General features: G+C 66.6%; 15 protein-coding genes. 5 read left to right on the top strand and 10 right to left on the bottom strand.

What is annotated here, in order from left to right; translation table 11 throughout:
- Window positions 1-18: 18 nt before the first annotated feature.
- On the bottom strand, window positions 19-1,929 hold the full coding sequence (locus IE243_RS05480; RefSeq protein ID WP_191318349.1) for a sensor histidine kinase: 1,911 nt from the start codon (window positions 1,927-1,929) through the stop codon (window positions 19-21).
- A complete protein-coding gene (locus IE243_RS05475) occupies window positions 1,926-2,621 on the bottom strand; it encodes a response regulator (RefSeq protein WP_244642812.1) in 696 nt (231 codons plus the stop codon). The genes IE243_RS05480 and IE243_RS05475 overlap by 4 nt, the downstream gene beginning before the upstream one ends.
- 564 nt (window positions 2,622-3,185) lie before the next feature.
- On the opposite strand from IE243_RS05475, the gene IE243_RS05470 reads away from it, so the two are divergent.
- The 3 genes from IE243_RS05470 to IE243_RS05460 all read left to right on the top strand — a co-directional run bounded on the left by IE243_RS05470 (window position 3,186) and on the right by IE243_RS05460 (window position 7,100).
- On the top strand, window positions 3,186-5,471 hold the full coding sequence (locus IE243_RS05470; protein ID WP_191318348.1) for a TonB-dependent receptor: 2,286 nt from the start codon (window positions 3,186-3,188) through the stop codon (window positions 5,469-5,471).
- A gap of 208 nt (window positions 5,472-5,679) precedes the next feature.
- Complete coding sequence (locus IE243_RS05465; protein WP_191318347.1) at window positions 5,680-6,360, top strand: Fe2+-dependent dioxygenase; 681 nt, start codon at window positions 5,680-5,682, stop codon at window positions 6,358-6,360.
- Window positions 6,361-6,404: 44 nt separating this feature from the next.
- Entirely contained in the window at window positions 6,405-7,100 is a 696-nt protein-coding gene (locus IE243_RS05460; RefSeq protein ID WP_210319803.1) for a tetratricopeptide repeat protein, read from the top strand.
- 6 nt (window positions 7,101-7,106) lie between these two features.
- Here IE243_RS05460 and IE243_RS05455 read toward each other — a convergent pair whose 3' ends face one another.
- From IE243_RS05455 to IE243_RS05430, 6 genes are all read right to left on the bottom strand, one after another.
- Window positions 7,107-7,880: an iron ABC transporter ATP-binding protein gene (locus tag IE243_RS05455; protein WP_191318346.1), complete on the bottom strand. Its 774-nt coding sequence runs from the start codon at window positions 7,878-7,880 to the stop codon at window positions 7,107-7,109.
- Window positions 7,877-8,860 carry an iron chelate uptake ABC transporter family permease subunit gene (locus IE243_RS05450; protein ID WP_373301574.1) on the bottom strand — a complete coding sequence of 328 codons (984 nt, stop codon included), beginning with the start codon at window positions 8,858-8,860 and terminating at the stop codon, window positions 7,877-7,879. Before IE243_RS05450 ends, IE243_RS05455 begins: the two co-directional genes overlap by 4 nt.
- On the bottom strand, window positions 8,850-9,806 hold the full coding sequence (locus IE243_RS05445) for an ABC transporter permease (protein WP_191318345.1): 957 nt from the start codon (window positions 9,804-9,806) through the stop codon (window positions 8,850-8,852). The genes IE243_RS05450 and IE243_RS05445 overlap by 11 nt, the downstream gene beginning before the upstream one ends.
- Before the next feature lie 331 nt (window positions 9,807-10,137).
- A complete protein-coding gene (locus IE243_RS05440) occupies window positions 10,138-11,064 on the bottom strand; it encodes a siderophore ABC transporter substrate-binding protein (RefSeq protein ID WP_373301573.1) in 927 nt (308 codons plus the stop codon).
- Window position 11,065: 1 nt separating this feature from the next.
- Window positions 11,066-12,232 (bottom strand): alpha-hydroxy acid oxidase, encoded by a 1,167-nt coding sequence (locus IE243_RS05435; protein WP_244642810.1) that lies wholly within the window; start codon window positions 12,230-12,232, stop codon window positions 11,066-11,068.
- 377 nt (window positions 12,233-12,609) lie between these two features.
- Window positions 12,610-13,623 carry an NADP-dependent oxidoreductase gene (locus tag IE243_RS05430; protein WP_244642808.1) on the bottom strand — a complete coding sequence of 338 codons (1,014 nt, stop codon included), beginning with the start codon at window positions 13,621-13,623 and terminating at the stop codon, window positions 12,610-12,612.
- Between IE243_RS05430 and IE243_RS05425 the strand changes: the two genes are divergently transcribed.
- Complete coding sequence (locus tag IE243_RS05425) at window positions 13,604-13,822, top strand: hypothetical protein (RefSeq protein ID WP_191318676.1); 219 nt, start codon at window positions 13,604-13,606, stop codon at window positions 13,820-13,822. The two genes, IE243_RS05430 and IE243_RS05425, sit on opposite strands and share 20 nt — an antisense overlap.
- A gap of 154 nt (window positions 13,823-13,976) precedes the next feature.
- Window positions 13,977-15,392 (top strand): class II fumarate hydratase, encoded by a 1,416-nt coding sequence (gene fumC, locus IE243_RS05420; protein ID WP_210319802.1) that lies wholly within the window; start codon window positions 13,977-13,979, stop codon window positions 15,390-15,392.
- Between the two features lie 123 nt (window positions 15,393-15,515).
- Here the strand turns inward: fumC and IE243_RS05415 are convergent, their stop codons facing one another.
- A complete protein-coding gene (locus IE243_RS05415; protein ID WP_191318342.1) occupies window positions 15,516-16,058 on the bottom strand; it encodes a hypothetical protein in 543 nt (180 codons plus the stop codon).
- Between the two features lie 288 nt (window positions 16,059-16,346).
- A complete protein-coding gene (locus IE243_RS05410) occupies window positions 16,347-17,192 on the bottom strand; it encodes an oxidoreductase (RefSeq protein ID WP_191318341.1) in 846 nt (281 codons plus the stop codon).
- Between the last annotated feature and the right edge of the window lie 182 nt (window positions 17,193-17,374).

The following is a 17,374-nucleotide window of genomic DNA, read 5'->3' as shown; positions in this document are numbered from 1 at the left end:
GTTGACGCCTGTCCGGTCTCAGGCGGCGTTGTCCGTTTCCGGAAAACGCTCCGGCAGATCCAGGGTAATGCGGACCCCGTCGGGTTCGCTGTCGAGACTGTAGGCGACGCCACAGCGCGCCGCCCGTCGCCGCATGTTGTCGAGCCCGCGCCCCTGCGGCGTTGCCTGGCCAGAAAAGCCATGACCATCATCGGCGATGATGATGCGGCCGCGCGCCGCGCCGCCCTGGTCGCGGAATGATCCGAAGCTCACCGTGATGCTGCTGGCGTTGGCGTGCTTCACCGTGTTGGTCACCGCCTCATCGAGCAGCCGGAGCAACTGGATGACATGCCAGGGCCGCAACTCCTGATGCACCGGCAGCCCGCCAGGCGACAGCGGTCGCCAGTCAAGGCGGATGTCATGTGGCCGCAGGCGGGCCGCCGTGCGTTCGCGCCATGCGCCGAGCGCCAGCATCAGGTCGCCATCGATGTCGTCCATGGCGTCTATCACCAGGCGAAGATCGCGCAGGGCGCTGCGGGCGGCCTCGCCAATCTGTGCGCCGTGGGCGCCGTTGCGCTCGGCGAGCGCGACGATGCTGACCAGTTGTCCGCCCAGCCCGTCATGCAGATCGCGGGTGAGCCGCGTCCGCTCGCTGGCGAGGGCGGCGGCGTGCTTGCGCTGTTCTTCCCGCGCGAAACTGGCGCGCAGCTTGTCTTCGGCTTCCCGCACCTGGGTCACCAGCCGCCCGGCGAAACTGTCGACCTCATTCAGGGCGCTGGCGAATCGCCACGTCAGGCATGCGCCGATCATCGTCATCATCGCGGCGTAGGCCATGCGGGTGACAAAAATACGCTGGTCCGGCAAGGCGCCGACGATGGTCAGCACGTCGCGGATCAGGCAGGTCATCAGCACCGTGGCGGCGCTGGCGAGCAATACGCTGATCAGGTCGCGTCGTGACAGCGCCGCCGCATGGGTCAGCCACACGACGCCGCCCAGGCTGAGGGCGATGGCGGGCAGGCCAAGCCAGACGAACGCCAGGCGCACCATCTCCGGTCCGCCCGCCAGCCCGGTGATGACGATGATGGCGCCCGGCGCCAGCGCCAGAACCGTGAACAGCGGCGTCAGCCGCCGCCCCAGGAACAGCATGCAGAAGACCAGCACCAGGCTGCTTTCCAGCGGCGCGGAGCCGATGGCGGCGGCGCGGACCCCGGCAAGCCACGACGGTTGTTCCGGCGGAATGAGGAAGGTGTGCAGCGCACCCAGCGCCATGGCCGCCGCCAGCACGCCATAAGCGGTCTCCTGCCGGCGTTTGAACCACATGATGCCGAGCACCATGGCGAGGATGACCTGCCAGGACGAGAAAACCACGGGCAGGGTGCTGAACAACAGGACGCGCCAGTCGTAGGCGTCGCGCAGGGCGCTGTCGGGACCCACGTACAACGTGTCGAGAAAGCCGCTCAGCGGTCCCCAGACATGCAGGCGCACGCCGAGTTCGTTGACGCCCGGGCGCAACAGTTGCGCGGGAATGACGGCGATGTCGGCGGCGTTGCGATCGGGCCGGTTGTTGCTCGCCTTGCGCCGGGTGTCGAGCACCACCACGCCATTGACGAGGATTTGCGCCGCATTGGTGAAGCGCGGCGTCATGACGGACCACTCTTCCGTCAGCTTTTCCGGGGCGGTGAAGCTGAGCGCCAGATTGATGAGACGCGGCGTGGGACCGGGGAATGTCGTGGGCAGCCTGACCGGCGCGGCGCCGTTGGGGCCGGCCACCGTCGCCTCCTGCACGGCATGGCTGCGGTCCGGGGTCGGGAGCGAGACATTGATGGCGAACAGGCACAGAACGACAAACGTCGCCTGGAGCGACAGATGCAGGAGCGCGAAACGGCTGCGCGGCCAACGGGCGGAAAGCGACGTCGCGCCAGCGCCGGTGGGCTGCGCCCCTGCGCTCAAAGTTTGATCAGTCCCTGTTGCACGGCTTCGAACACGGCTTCGCCCCGGGTGTTGACCTCAAGCTTGCGGTAAATGCTCTTGATATGCCCCGGCACGGTCTGGCGCGACAGGCCCAGATGCGCGGCGATATCAGCATAGCTGAAGCCTTTGGCGATGCCCCACAGGATGTCAATCTCGCGCGGGGTCAGCCGCGCCGTGTTCAGTTGCGGTCGCACGGCCGCGTCCGGCTCCCGCTGCGCCCGGCGGACGATGAAGCGGGCGATGGAGGCGGATATCGGCGAATGCCCCGCCACCAGGTCGCGAACGGTGGCCGCGATGTCGGTTGGAAACGCGTCTTTCAACAGATAGCCCGTGGCGCCGACGCTGATGGCGGCGATGACGCTTTCCTCATCGCCCAGTATCGAAATCACCATGATTTCCGTTCCAGGAAGGCGCGCGCGCGTTTCGCGGATCAGGTCGACGCCATGACCGTCCGGCAGTTGCAGGTCGGTGAGCAGGACGTCGGGCGCGGTCTGGCCAAGCACCGCGCGGGCCTCCGCCAGGGTCCCCGCTTCGCGGACGGTGAAGCCGGGTTCGCCAGCCAGCACGTCGCGCAGCCGCTCGCGCGTCGGGGCGTCGTCTTCCACAAGAAGCACCATGATGGCGCCGGATGGGCCGACGGAAGAATCCATGTCCGCTGCTGCTGCTGTCATGCCATGCGATCCTGGCCTGCCTCTGGATCTGCCTCAACCGGGTTCCGCAGGGACGGCCCGGCCGTCCCGCGGACGTCCAGCGACAATAGCCATGCGAGTTGCGCCGGCGACAGCCATGAACATGGGGCGGGCCAGGAAATGCGTTTCCTTCCCCAAGGGAACCTGGAGGCGGCGACCAGGTGGCTCCGGCCGGCGGGAAGGAACGCAGGAGCGTCGCAAAATCTTCAAAATCCGACCATTGTTGCGATTTTGGCACAAATTTGCCGGCGCATGCCCGCATGTCCGGTCGAACGCCTCGCCCCTGGTCAGGATAACGCCCTGAAGGGGCGAAGCTTACCGGGTAGTCTGGAGTGATTATGCACTGGGTTCGCACGGCGGATCCGCGCGCCGTTTCCGGCAAGGCCTCCCATATGCGGCAGATCGGCAGGCTCTGTCTGGAATTGTTCTTAAAGATAGCGTTTGCCAGCCTTTGCGACCTTTGACTAAGAGCCATGCGAAGCGAACGCCCCGCCGTTCCTCACAAGTATTCGCATTTGCACCTTATTTAATTCTGGGAGCATGGACATGACGCCGGAGCGCGCCTCCACATCACTGCGGCCATTGATGTCTGGCCTGGCGCTGACGACGGGTTTTGTCGCCTCGGTTTCCGGCCTGTCGACCGGCGCCGCCGCGCAATCCGCCGCCAGCAACGCCCCGGCTGGCGACGCCGCTGGCAATATCGCGCTCGACACCATCACCGTGACTGGCGCTGGCCAGGGCAGCGGCAACACCAACGAGGCCACCACCGGCATCGCCCGCCTGCCGGCGACCGTGCGTGAGACGCCCAAGACGGTGAACGTGGTGACGCAGCAGCTGATGCAGCAGCAGCAGGTCACCACCCTGGAGCAGGCGCTGAAGAACGTCCCGGGCATCACCCTGTCGAGCGGCGAGGGCAACGGCGGCCAGAGCGGCGACCAGTTCCGCATTCGCGGCCTTTCCGCCAAGGGCGACATCTATGTGGATGGTCTGCGCGACTTCGGCGCCTATGTCCGCGACGCCTTCGACACCGAAAGCGTGCAGGTCATCAAGGGGCCGTCCGGCGAGGCTTTCGGCATCGGCAGCCAGGGCGGCGTCATCAACCAGACCAGCAAGAAGGCGAAGCTCAGCAACTTCTTCACGGTCGAGCAGGGCGTCGGCTCCGGCCTGGTGTCGCGCACCCAGGTCGACGGCAACTACAAGATCAACGACACCACCGCCATCCGGCTGAACGGCGTCTATCACCATCAGGACGTGGCTGACCGCGATCAGGTCAAGCAGCGCCGCACCGGCTTCGCGCTTGATTTCGCCACCGGGCTCGGCACCGACACCCAGTTCCGCCTGAACTACCGCTACCAGCACAATGACAATGTGCCGGATTATGGCGTTGGCATGTTGCAGGGCGCGGACGGCCTGTTCCGTCCCATCACCGAATACAACATTCCGGGCATCGGCCGCGGCCAGTCCTATGTGCGCAGCACGGATCGTGACCAGGGCAACATCCATGCCGTCACCGCGAGCTTCTCGCACAAGGTCAATGACTGGCTGACCATCAGCAATGATGCGCGCGCCACGTTCTTTGACCGCGACTTCTCCGGCACCAACCCCGCGGCATGTTCCGGCGCCTGCGCCAAGGCCATTTTCTCCGGCAAGAACTATCTTCTGCCGTATGGCGCCGGCGGCGGCATGACTTACCTTCAGAACGGCTGGGCCATTCAGGACGTGCTGACCGCGAAGGCAGACGTCAATCTGCTTGGCTTCCGCCACAAGCTGATCGTCGGCGTCGACGCCAATTATCAGGACGACGAACGCAACAACGGCGTGTGGACCGGTCGCATCAACGACCAGACCATCATCAGCCCGCGCTTCGCCTATCCGGCGGCCTACGCCACGTATGGCGCGACCCGTCGCTTCGCCAATTCGAGCGACATCGGGCTGTTCGCCAGCGATCGCATCTGGCTGACCGAGCAGTTCTCGCTGCAGGGCGCCGTGCGCTGGGACTACTTCCGCTCCGAATTCCGCAACGTGCCCTTCACCTTCGGCGGCGCCCAGGATTCCTACAAGACCAGCCCGTCGATCGCGGCCATCTGGGAACCCTTCAAGAACACCACGTTCTACGCTTCGTTCTCGCGCTCCTACCGTCCGGTGGGCGCCGACATCGCCGTGGCCGTCGGCGGCGTGGCGACGGAGGTCCCGGGAGCCAATAACCTGCAGCCGGAGCGTTCGGACACCTTTGAGGTCGGCGCCAAGGTCGACCTGCTCGACGGCAAGCTGGGCCTGACCGCCGCCGCCTTCAACATCGACAAGAAGAACTCCTACTCCGTCGACCCGACGACCGGCGAGGTTATCACCGGGTTCAGCGACAACGGCGAGGGCCGTCGCATCCGCGGCTTCGAGCTGGGCGCCAGCGGCAAGCTGACCGACAACTGGAGCCTGACCGCGTCCTACGCCTATCTCGACGGCAAGGTGACCCGCACGAAGACCGGCACCGTGGGCAATCTTGCTCCGTCCGTTCCCCACAACAACTTCACCCTGTGGACCAGCTATGACCTGACCACGGACGTGACGAAGCTTCCGGGCGTCATCACCCTGGGCGGCGGCATGCAGTACGCCTCGGCCTACTGGGCGGACACGCTCAACGTCGGCCGCATGCCGGAGACCTTCTCGCTCGACGCCATGGTGGCCTGGAAGTACGAGAACTTCCGCGTCTCGGTGAACCTTTATAACCTGACCGACCATCGCAATTACGTTTCGGCCTTCAACGCCTCCCGCGCTGTTCCGGCTTCCGGCCGCACGGTGCTGCTCAACGTGGCCGCGACGTTCAACTCGTTCTGATCATGGCGGGACCAGAGCAAAATCCGTTCATACTGAAGCGGATTTTGCTCCAAAGGTCTGGATGGACGCGTTTTCCCCATGCGAAGCGGCATCCGCTCCGCCGGAAAACGCGCCAGCGCGCCGGCCCGATACGCCCGCGCCCGGGCCGCAAGGCCCGGGCGTTTCCTTTGCAACGGGGCGCAGGATCAGCGCGCCGGGAGGGTTCGACATGCTGGTTCAGGTTCCCGATGTGCTGACTCCGGAAGAGGTGCAGCGCTGTCGCCAGACGCTGGAGCAGTCCCAATGGGTGGATGGCCGCGTCACGGCGGGCGACCAGGCGGCCCGCGCCAAGAACAATCTGCAGATCCCGGTCGACAGCCCGGAGGCGCGCCAGCTTGGCGATCTGGTGCTGCGGGCGCTGGCCCGCAACGCCGTCTATACCGCCGCCGCTTTGCCGCTGCGGGTGCTGCCGCCGATGTTCAACCGCTACGACGTCGGCATGACCTTTGGCGCCCATGTCGACAATTCCATCCGCATGCTGCCGGATGGGTCGCGCCTGCGCGCCGATGTCTCCACCACCATCTTCCTGTCCGATCCTGACGACTATGACGGCGGCGAACTGGTGGTCGAGGACACGTTCGGAACCCATTCGGTGAAGCTGCCGGCCGGGCACATGGTGGTTTATCCCGCCTCCAGCCTGCATCGGGTGATGCCGGTGACGCGCGGCAGCCGCTGGGCCTCGTTCTTCTGGGCCCAGTCCATGGTGCGCGACGATACGGAGCGGGCCATGCTCTATGATCTGGACCTGGCGGTGATGGGCGCGCGCCAGCAGCTGGGCGACGACAGCCAGGTCGTGCTTGGCCTCGTCAACCATTACCACAATCTGCTGCGGCGCTGGGCCGACCTGTGACCGACGACCCGAAAGCACTGTCTTCACATCAGGCGGCCCCCGCTTTGCGTGAAGACAGTGCGCCGATCCAGAAAGGCGCGCCGCCAGACGATGCGCGACGGCGCGCCGGACGGGTGGAGAAGACCGTTGACGTGCAACTGGCGCTGGGCCAGACGGCGCTGGATCGCGGCGAGTTCGCGGCGGCGCTGGAATGGTTCCGCGCCGCAGCGCGCGGCGGCGACGCCCGCGCCCTCAACATGGTCGGCCGCTGTCTCGAACACGGCTGGGGCGTCGCCGCCAGCCCGGCGCAGGCGGCGGAGTGGTACCGCCGCGCCGCGGCCATGGGCGACGCCTGGGCGATGTTCAATCTTGGCGACCTGTACATGCGCGGCGCCGGCGTCGCCCGCGACGACGCGGCGGCGTTCGACCTCTATGCGGAATCGGCGCGACGCGGCAACGCCAAGGCGCTGAACATGCTGGGGCTGTTTCAGGAAGACGGCCGCTTCGCCCCGCCGGACCCGGCCGCCGCCCGCGCGCTCTACCAGGCGGCGGCGAAAGGCGGCGATTGCTGGGGCGCCTTCAATCTCGGGCGGCTGCTGGCCGACGCCGGCGATACGGCGGCGGCGCTGCCCTGGTTTGACCGGGCGATGGCGGCTGGCTTTCCGGGCTTCTGGCGGATGTTTGGCGAGGCGTTGGCCGGCCACGCCGATCCGCGCCTCGACGCTTTGGGCCGCGCGGCGCTGGCGCGGGTGGGGGCGTAGCGCCGCTCAGTCCCTCGCGGGCTGCCGGTAGAACACGCCGATACGGTCGCCGCCGATCTTTTCGATGTGCATGTCGATGTCATAGATCGCCCGCATGGCGTCGGCGGTCATGATCGCCGCCGGCGCGCCTTCGCGGATCACCCGGCCATCGCGCATGGCGACGATATGGTCGGCGTAGCACGAGGCGAAATTGATGTCGTGCAGCACCACGACGATGGTCTTGCCGAGATCGTCGGCCATGCGCCGCATCAACTGCATCATGCCGACGGCGTGTTTCATGTCGAGATTGTTCAGCGGCTCGTCGAGCAGGATGTAGTCGGTGTCCTGGCAGACCACCATCGCCACATGGGCGCGCTGGCGCTGGCCGCCGGATAACTCGTCGAGAAAGCGGTCGGCCAGATGGGTCAGGCCGAGGAAATCCAGCGCGCGGGCGACGTGAACGCCATCCTCCCGGGTCAGCCGTCCGTGCGAATGGGGATAACGGCCAAAGGCCACCAGGTCGCGCACCGTCAGCCTGGCGGCGATGTGATTGTCCTGGCGCAGGATGGACAGGCGTCGGGCCAGCGCATGGCTGGCGGCGTGGGCCACGTCGATGCCGTCGACGAGAATCTGGCCGCCGCTCATCGGCAGCAGCCGGCCGATCATGGTCAGCAGGGTGGATTTGCCGGCGCCGTTGGGGCCGATGATGGCGGTGACGCCGCCGCGCGGCAGGGTCAGGTTGACCCCCTGCACCACGGCGGTGTCTCCGTAGGATTTCCGGACGTCGCGGATCTCGATCACCTGACGGCTCCCCGCACCAGCATGAACAGGAATACGATGCCGCCCAGAAACTCGACGATGATCGCCAGGGCGGTGTTGAAGGCGAAAACCCGCTCCAGCACCGTCTGGCCGCCCACCAGGCAGATGACGGCGATCAGCGCCGCCGCCGGCAGCGTCAGCGCGTGCCGGTGCGACGGGATCAGGGCGTAGGCCATGTTGGCCACCAGCAGGCCGAAGAAGGCGACCGGCCCGACCAGCGCCGTCGACGTGCTGGTCAGCACGGCCACCAGCAACAGCGCGGTCATGGTCGTGCGTTTGTAGGCCACGCCAAGCGCAATGGCGGCGTCGCGGCCGAGCCCCAGCACGTCCAGCGTCGCCCGCATGCGCCAGATGGCGATGGCGGCGATGGCGATGATCACCGTCGCCACCCCAAGCAGCGTCGTGTCGACCGTGTTGAAGCTGGCGAAGAAGCGATCCTGCAGCACCACGAACTCGTTCGGGTCGATCATCCGTTGCAGGACGTTGGCGACGCTGCGGAACAGCATGCCCAGCACCACGCCGGCGAGCAGCAGCAGGTGCAGGCTGCGCACGGCCCCGGTGAACAGCCAGCGATAGAGCAGGGCGGCGAAGGCGGTCATCAGCGCCGCCTGGCCAAGAAACAGCAGACGCTTGTCGACGAGATTGAGGCCGCTGGCGCCGATGGCGAACACCGCCGCCGTCTGGATGAGGATATAGAGCGCGTCGAAGCCCATGATCGACGGCGTCAGGATGCGGTTGGCGGACACGGTCTGGAACAACACGGTGGCCAGGGCGATGGCGCAGCCGACCAGCAACAGCGCCGCCAGCTTGACCGCCCGCAGTTGCAGCACGAAGGCCCAGCCGCCCGTGACGCCCACGGTCATGAAGGCCGCGCAGGCGAACAATGCAATCGCCAGCAGGGTCAGCAGAATCAGGCCGCCGCTGCGACCGGAGCCTGGGGAGGCGGTGAGATCAGCCGGCACGGAAGCGCTTCCCCAGCAGGAGATACAGGAACAGCATGCTGCCGATGACGCCCATCATCGTGCCGATCGGGATCTCGAACGGATAGTTGACCAGCCGCCCGAGCAGGTCGCAGGCCAGCGCCAGCCCGGCGCCGAGCAGGGCGGTGAGCGGAATGGCGCGCCGCATGTTGTCGCCGAGGGCCAGGCTGGCGAGATTGGGCGCCACCAGGCCAAGGAACGGGATCATGCCGACGGTGGTCACCACCATGGCGGTGACCATGGCGACAATGCTGAGGCCAAACAGCAGCACGCGGCGGTAGTTCAGCCCCAGATTGACGCTGAAGTCGCGTCCAAGCCCGGCCACGGTCAGCCGGTCGGCGGTGAACCACGCCAGCGCCGCCAGGGCGAAGGCGACCCACAGCAGTTCGTAGCGGCCGCGCAGGATGGTGGAGAAATCGCCGTTCGACCAGGCGGCGAGCGATTGCAGCAGGTCGTAACGGTAGGCGATGAAGCTGGTCGCAGCGCCAATGACATTGCCAAGCATCAGGCCGACCAGCGGCGTCACCAGCGGCGACGACAGGGGAATCCGCGCCAGCACGCCCATGAACAGCCCGGCGCCGGCCAGGGCGAACGCCGCCGCCACCATCATCTTCACGATCACCGGCATGTCCGGCAGCAGCAGCGTGGCGCACAGCATGCCGAGACTGGCGGCGTCCACCGTGCCGGAGGTGGAGGGTTCGGCGAAACGGTTGCGCGCCAGCATCTGCATGATCAGCCCGGCGATGGCCACCGAACCGCCGGCCAGCACCACGGCGATGGTGCGCGGCGCCCGGCTGGTCAGCAGCAGGTTGATCGCCGCCGGATCGCCCGCCAGCACGGCGCCGGGCGTCAGGTCGCTGACGCCGGCGAACAGGCTCGCAACAGCCAGAAGAATGAAAACGGCCAGGGCCGCCGCGGTCCTGGTCATGACTGCGGGCAACGCGGTTTGTGGCCTGGCGCCACGCGGAATGAAGGGTGAGACATCGGGACGGGTCGCCTGCCCGGCGCGGATGACATGTTGTTGGTCTGGTTCATTCCCGCCTCCGCGCCGCCTTCACCGGCGTCATGCCCATCCACGTCTTCTGACGTGAGACCTGGCCCGGGTCCTTCCGGATGGGTGGGCTGCGTGGATGGCCGGGACAAGCCCGACCATACTGGTTTGGGGCGTTTTGCTCCGGCGGCCGCCCCGCGTCAGAACCTTTTCGGCGCCTGAAACGCCTTCACGCCGCCGGTCCTCGCCGCCGCTGGCCTGAGGCCGCTTATTTGCCGCCGAACGCCTTGTTCAGCTGGTCGATGTCCTGCTTCAGCGCCGTCGCGCCGCCGCCGACCAGATACCAGTTGGCCGGATCGAGGTAGACCACCTGGTTCTTCTTCCAGGCGGTGGTCTGGCCGACCAGGTCGTTCTCCAGCATCTTGCGGGCGGCCCCCGTCTTGCCGAGAGCGGCGTCGCGGTCGATGACGAACAGCCAGTCAGGGTTGGTTTTCTGGATGAACTCGAAGGTCACCGGCTGGCCGTGCGTGCCGATCTTCAGGTCCGGCACGGCGGGGGTGACGCCGAAGGCCTCGTGAATGACGCCGAAACGCGAGCCCGGGCCATAGGCGCTCATGCGGTTGGCCACGGTGAGGATCAGCAGGCCCTTGCCAGCCGCCTGCGCCTTTTCCTTCAGTTGCGCCACGCCGGCGTCGAGATCGGCGACGAGCTTCTTCGCCGGGTCTTCCTTGCCGAAGGTCTTGCCAAGCAGTTCGATATGCGCGCGGGCGCTGGCGAACGGCGCCTTTGCGTCGATGGTCATGTCGATGGTCGGGGCCAGCTTCGACAATTCGGCGTATTTGGCCTGCGAACGGCCGCCCACGATGATCAGGTCCGGTTGCAGCGCGCCCAGCGCTTCGAGGTTGGGCTCGAACAGCGTGCCGACCTTCGTCACCTTGTCGTCGTTGTATTTCTGTAGCCAGGCCGGCTTGACGCCGGACGGAACGCCGGCCACCGGGACGCCGAGGGCGTCGAGATTGTCGAGCGAGGCCAGATCGAACACGACGATCTTCTTCGGCGTATCCTTCAGCGTGGTTTCGCCGGAGGCATGCTTTACCGTCACCGGCGCGGCGGCGAGCGGGGCGGCGGCAAAAGCGGCGAGGCCGAACAGCAGGCCGCAAAAGGCCTTGCGCGAGATGTTACGGGACGTGTTCACGTCAGTGCTCCCTGGGTTCAAGGTCCAGTCTGCTCCCGGCGCCGGGCGAGCCCGTCTCCGGAAGAAAAGTCGCGGCGCCTTGCCCATGCGGGCGCGCCAGAACGGATGCGTCGATCGCTGCGAGCGCCGGCCGGCCGGTCAGCGCCATCGCCGCCTCCAGCTCGGTCGCCAGGATCGCCAGCGCATGGGCGACGCCGGCGGCGCCGGCCGTGGCCAGCGCCCAGTACAGCGGCCGGCCGACCAGCACGGCGCGGGCCCCGAGCGCCAGGGCCTTCAGCACGTCGGTTCCACGCCGCACGCCGCCATCCATCAGCACCGGAATCCGGCCATCGACGCGGCGCGCCACGGCCGGCAGCAGGTCGATGGCCGCCGGGACGCCATCGAGCACGCGCCCGCCATGGTTGGACACGATGAGGCCGTCGACGCCGAGGTCGAGCGCCCGCCCGGCGTCGTCGGGATGCGTGACGCCCTTGAGCAGCAGCGGCAGCCGCGTCTGCTCCCGCAGCCAGACGATGTCGTCCCAGCTGGGGGCGGCGTCGACCAGGCCCCGAAACACCGGGCTGCGCGCCGGCCCGGCCCGCGTCGCCGCGGCCTGGGCGAAGCCGGCGAGGTTGACCGACCGGACATGCGCCGGCAGGTGGAAGCCGGCGCGCTGTTCGGCGTTGCGCACGCCGTTCACCGGGGCGTCCACCGTCACGACAAGGGCGCGGTAGCCTGCGTCCCCAGCCCGCTGGACAAGGGCAAGCGTGTCGTCGCGCCGGGGCTGGAGGTAAAGCTGAAACCACAGGGGAGCCGGGGAGTTGCGGGCCAGCTCCGTCATGTCGACGCTGGCCTGGCAACTGGCGATGCAGCCAGCGCCCGCCGCGGCGGCGCCGGTGGCCATGGCGAATTCGCCTTCCGGATGAACCAGCTTCTGCCAGGCCATCGGCGCGGCGATCACTGGCGTCTCCAGCGTCAGGCCGAACAGGCTGGCCGCGGCGCTGGCGTCGCGCAGATTCCCCAGGACGCGCGGCAGCAGGCGCAGTCGGGCGAAGGCGTCCCGGTTATCGCGCAGGGTCGTCATATCCGCCGCGCCGCCGCCGATGTAGGCCTGAATGTCCGCCGGCAACAGCGCGCGGGCGTGGCGCTCATAATCATCCAGGCAAACGATGTCGGGTGGAATGGGCAAATCAGGCTTCGGCTGGTTCAGGCGGCGCTGGCGCATTTTCGAGAAAAGTGGGCCCCACTTTTCGTGAAGAAAATGCGCCACATTGAAGAAGAGGAGCATTTTGCGTGAACCGGCGTTCACCGAAAATGCTCTGGCGGAGCGCGCTGGCGATCTTTCACATGATCGCGTTGTGGCCCCTCAGGCGAGGGGCGTCAACCTGTTGTAAAATCTTATCTTTTGTAATGATTATAAAGAACGGGGAAAGACGCGGCGCTGGCGGTGGATGGCCTGCGACCTTGTGTTGAGGTTTCGCCAGGACGCGGTCGCGGCGCCACGGTCCGCTCGCGTCTGTCCTGGCGCGTGTCCGGCACGGCCCCTGCGCGCGCCTGTCGCCGCTGTCAGGCGAGCTTCACCAGCATCTTGCCGGTGTTGTCGCCGGTAAACAGTTTCATGAAGGCGGCGGCGGCGTTTTCGATGCCGTGTTCGACAGTTTCCTGCACGTGCATTTTCCCGGCGCGGATCAACGCGCTGGTTTCCTCGCGGAAGCGGGGGCGCAGGTCCATGTGATGACGCACCACGAAGCCCTGCAGCTTCAGGCTGCGGCTGATCGCGAGCATCAGATTGTTGGGGCCGGGCGCCGGCGCCAGATCATTGTAACCGCCAATCATGCCGCACAGGGCGATGCGGCCAAAAACCTTCATCTGGTTGAGGGCGGCTTCGAGATGACCGCCACCGACATTGTCGAAATAGACGTCGACGCCCTCCGGCGCCGCAGCGGCCAGCGCCGCATTGAGATCGCCACAGGTGCGGTAGTTGATCGTCGCGTCAACGCCAGCCACATCGCGCAGCCATGCGCATTTTTCATCGGTCCCGGCCGAGGCGACCACGCGACAGCCATGCGCCCTGGCCAGCTGGCAGGCCACCGAGCCGACCGCTCCGGCGGCGGCGGACACGAAGACGCTGTCGCCATCCTTCAGTTCGGCGATGCGAAACAGCCCGGTGTAGGCGGTGAGCCCCGGCGCGCCGAGCACGCCGAGATAGGCCTGCGCCGGCGCCTGGTCGACGTCGACCTTCTCGAAGCCTTCCCAGGAGCCCGTGGCGTATTCGCGCCATCCCAGCATGTGGAACACATGATCGCCGGGCGCGAAATCGCTGTGACGCGATTCCACCACCACGCCGACGGCCCGCCCATACAGCGCCTCGCCCACCTGGAACGGCGTCACATAGCTCTTCTGGTCGACCATCTGGCCGCGCATGTAAGGGTCGACCGACATCCACAAATTGCGCACCAGCAGTTCGCCGTCCGCCGGCTGGCGCAGCGGCGTTTCAGCCAGAGTGAAATCATCCGGGGTCGGCATGCCGACCGGGCGGGAGGCCAGGCGGACTTCGCGATTGGTTGCGCTGGATTGCAAGGCGTTTGCTCCGGGATATGTTTTCGTTGCGGACATCATAGAGCATTTTCCGGCGCAGGCGACGCGCTGGCGTCAGGAAATGGACGCGAACGGCCGGCAGGATGCGGCATGTCGCTGGATGTATGAGCGGCTCTGGCGTCTGGAAGAACGAATGGCGTCAGGGCGTCATGGACGTTCCGGTATTGATTTGAATTATTAAAAATAAAATGAAAATTATAGGCAAATTATTATGTTGTTTGATGGATTTACAGGTTGTGTTCTGGCGTCATCGTGAACTATATGCGCCAGAATTTGTATTGCTCCGGCAGGGTGCGCGTCGTGGATACATGGCGCTGAAGTGAATGGAGAGTGTCATGAGCGGTGAACACATGAACACCCGGAGGGAAAAAGACGCCATGGGTCCGGTCGATGTGCCGGCTGACCGGCTCTGGGGGGCGCAGACCCAGCGCTCCATCGGCAATTTCCCCATCGGCGTCGACCGGTTCCGCTGGGGCCGGCCGGTAATCCGGGCGCTGGGCATTCTCAAGAAGGCCGCCGCCGAGGCCAACGGCGAACTGGGCGAACTGCCCGCCGACAAGGTGAAGCTGATCGTCCAGGCCGCCCAGGAGGTCATCGACGGCAAGCTGGACGATGAATTTCCGCTCGTCGTCTGGCAGACCGGCTCCGGCACCCAGACCAACATGAACGCCAATGAGGTGATCGCCAACCGCGCCATCCAGCTGGCCGGCGGCGTCGTTGGCTCAAAGAAGCCGGTCAATCCCAACGATGACGTCAATCATTCCCAGTCGTCCAACGACACGTTCCCCACGGTGATGTATGTGGCGGCGGTCGAGGGGATCGCCCACGCCCTGCTGCCGGCGGCCCGGCGTCTGCGCGATGTGCTGGCCGACAAGCAGGCGCAATACGCCGACATTGTCATGATCGGCCGCACCCATCTTCAGGACGCCACGCCGTTGACCCTGGGGCAGTTGATCTCCGGCTGGGTCGCCCAGCTCGACCACGGCCTCGCCGCCGTGCGCGCCGGCATGGAGGGCCTGTTCAATCTGGCGATTGGCGGCACGGCGGTCGGCACCGGCCTCAACGCCGATCCGCGCTTCGGCGATCTGACCGCGACCAACATTGCCCGCGAAACCGGCTTCCCCTTTGTCTCCGCGGTCAACAAATTCGCCGCTTTGTCGGCGCATGACGAGATGGTGGTGGCCAGCGGCGCCGTGCGCGCCCTCGCGGGGGCGTTGTTGAAGATCGCCAACGACGTGCGCTTCTACGCCTGCGGCCCGCGCGCCGGCTTCGCCGAACTGCGCATTCCGGAGAACGAGCCTGGTTCGTCGATCATGCCGGGCAAGATCAATCCGACCCAGTGCGAGGCGCTCACCATGGTGTGCGTGCAGGTGTTCGGCAACGATCACGCCGTCGCCTTCGCCGGCTCCCAGGGCAATTTCCAGCTCAACGTCTACAAGCCGGTGATGCTGCACAACCTGCTGGAGTCGGCGCTGCTGCTCGCCGACGCCTGCAACGCCTTCACAGATCACTGCGCCGTCGGCATCGAGCCCAATATCGACCGCATCAACGAGAACCTCGACAATTCGCTGATGCTGGTGACGGCGCTCAACCCGCATATTGGCTATGAAAAATCAGCGGAAATTGCGCTTGCCGCGCATCGCGAAGGCCTCTCCCTGCGCGCCGCCGCCCTGCAACTGGGTTATGTGACCGATGAGGAGTTCAACCGCTGGGTCCGCGCCGGGGACATGGTTGGACCGTTGAAGAAGTAATATCGAAACCGGGGCGAAGCGGCCGCCGTTTCGCCCCGGTTTTCAGGATCCCCAAAGGCTTCCGGATTCCCAAATGTCATGGCAGGGACGGGCGTGAGCCAGCCGCTGCGCGGCTGCCTGCGCTCAGGCGGCAGCCTCGAGAGCCTGGCCGCTGTCTGGCGCGCGCCGCCCCAGCGCCGCGCCGCCCATCTCCCGGCCTGTCTCGCGGCCGGACGCATGCGCCGGGGGAGCGGAGGCGACGACGCCTGCATCGAAACCCACGGACGGCCGTCGCGCCTGCATGGTTTGCAGCACGAAAGTCATCAACGTCTGGTCGACGTGATTGGCGGCGCGGGTCACCTCGATGGCGATGCGCAGGCCGTTGTCGGTCATGGCGCCGGCGGCGTCGAGGGTGGTGATCAGCCAGTTGACCACGTCGCGCTCCACCTGGCCGGATGCCGCAGCCCCCGCCACGACATGGGCCACGGCCAGATCGACGAATGTGTCGTCCCAGGCCGGGTGCCGGTCGCCGATCAGCCGGTCGAGCGCCGCCAGGGCGTCGACCTCGGCGCGGCGCGCCACATCGCCAGCCAGGATTTCCCCGGCAAGTCGCAGGACGTCCTGTTCGCTCACCCGGCCGGCGTCCAGCACGTCGTCAACGAAATCCCGCAGTTCCTGCCTGATCATGCCCGTCATTCCTGCATTCCGGCAAAAGTGGCTCCACCCTTGCGTATGGAACCGCCGCCACCCGCGCGCCGGGAGCATGTCCCGGCTTCAGGTTACAGCGGAAAGGCCCCCTGTCTTTCCTGCGGAAGCATCGCGCGGCGTTCTCGCCAGCAGGTTAACGCGGCATGGTAAATAACGGTTCAGGTTAAGCATTGCTGACCGGGCGTCCGGAAGGCCGCCGCCAGGGCGGCCAACCGGCCGGCCCTCACGGCGCCGGCTGTCTCTGCCCGTCCGGCCTTGACGCGCGGCTCAGTCGAAGCGCGTGGCTGCGCCGCCCAGCGGCTCCCAGGCCGCCAGATCTGCCTCGAAGGCCTTGAGTTTGGCGCGGACGCGGGGATAGGCCTCGTCGCCCAGCACCAGGTGCAGGGGCGGGGTATCGGAGTCGGTCGCCTTGAGGATGACGGCGATGGCCTTGTGTGGGTCGCCGCCCTGCAAGCCGTCGTTCTCCGCAGCATAGCGGCGGGTGACGCCGGAGGTTTCGGCGTAGGCCGGCATTTCGTTGCTGGCGGCGTTGATCGAGCGGCCCAGAAACTCCGTGCGGAACGGACCTGGCTCGACGATGATCACCCTGATCCCGAACGGCGCCACCTCCTGCGCCAGGGCTTCGGAAAGTCCCTCCACCGCGAATTTGCTGGCGTTGTAGTAGCCAAACCCGGCCCGGCCGGCGATGCCGGCGATGGAGGACAGGTTGATGATGCGGCCGCCGCGCGAGCGGCGCAGCGCCGGCAGGGCGGCCCGGGTGGTCTCGATAAGGCCGAAAACGTTGGTTTCAAACATCGGCCGGTATTCTTCCGGCTCGCCTTCCTCCACCGCGCCGACAAAACCATAGCCGGCGTTGTTCACCAGGATGTCGAGGCGCCCGAAGCGCTGTTCCGCCAGCGCCGCAGCGGCCGCCGCTTCTCCCGGTTGGGTGACGTCAAGTCTGGCGATCTCCAGCTTGCCGTCCGCCGCTGGTTTCAGGTCCGCCAGCGTCTCCGGCCTGCGCGCCGTGGCGACCACATTGTCGCCGCGGTCGAGCGCCGCCTGGGCGAGAATTTTGCCAAAGCCTGTGGAGCAGCCTGTAATCAGCCAGGTGCGCGGTGTGGTGTGCGCCATCGGGCGTCCTCCTGTTTTGTGGCGGCATTATTGGCATGGATGGCCCGCTCGCCAAGCGCCATCAGCGCGGGGCAGGCCAGCGACGCCGGCATTTTGCGGGAAAGCTGCGATATGTCTTTACGGCGCCCAGATTTCGCAATATGAATTGGAAACATTCCAAATAATGTTTGTTTCATATATCA

It is taken from the genome of Camelimonas fluminis, assembly GCF_014656355.1.
In the GTDB taxonomy this organism is placed as follows: domain Bacteria; phylum Pseudomonadota; class Alphaproteobacteria; order Rhizobiales; family Beijerinckiaceae; genus Camelimonas; species Camelimonas fluminis.
This window is presented reverse-complemented; position numbering and strand designations above follow the sequence as displayed.

What these genes read in the sequence shown, in the direction of transcription:
- IE243_RS05410 (WP_191318341.1), bottom strand. Translation starts at nt 17,192, where the DNA reads ATGGCGCACACCACACCGCGCACCTGGCTGATTACAGGCTGCTCCACA.
- IE243_RS05475 (WP_244642812.1), bottom strand. Translation starts at nt 2,621, where the DNA reads ATGACAGCAGCAGCAGCGGACATGGATTCTTCCGTCGGCCCATCCGGC.
- IE243_RS05415 (WP_191318342.1), bottom strand. Translation starts at nt 16,058, where the DNA reads ATGATCAGGCAGGAACTGCGGGATTTCGTTGACGACGTGCTGGACGCC.
- IE243_RS05470 (WP_191318348.1), top strand. Translation starts at nt 3,186, where the DNA reads ATGACGCCGGAGCGCGCCTCCACATCACTGCGGCCATTGATGTCTGGC.
- IE243_RS05445 (WP_191318345.1), bottom strand. Translation starts at nt 9,806, where the DNA reads ATGACCAGGACCGCGGCGGCCCTGGCCGTTTTCATTCTTCTGGCTGTT.
- fumC (WP_210319802.1), top strand. Translation starts at nt 13,977, where the DNA reads ATGAGCGGTGAACACATGAACACCCGGAGGGAAAAAGACGCCATGGGT.
- IE243_RS05465 (WP_191318347.1), top strand. Translation starts at nt 5,680, where the DNA reads ATGCTGGTTCAGGTTCCCGATGTGCTGACTCCGGAAGAGGTGCAGCGC.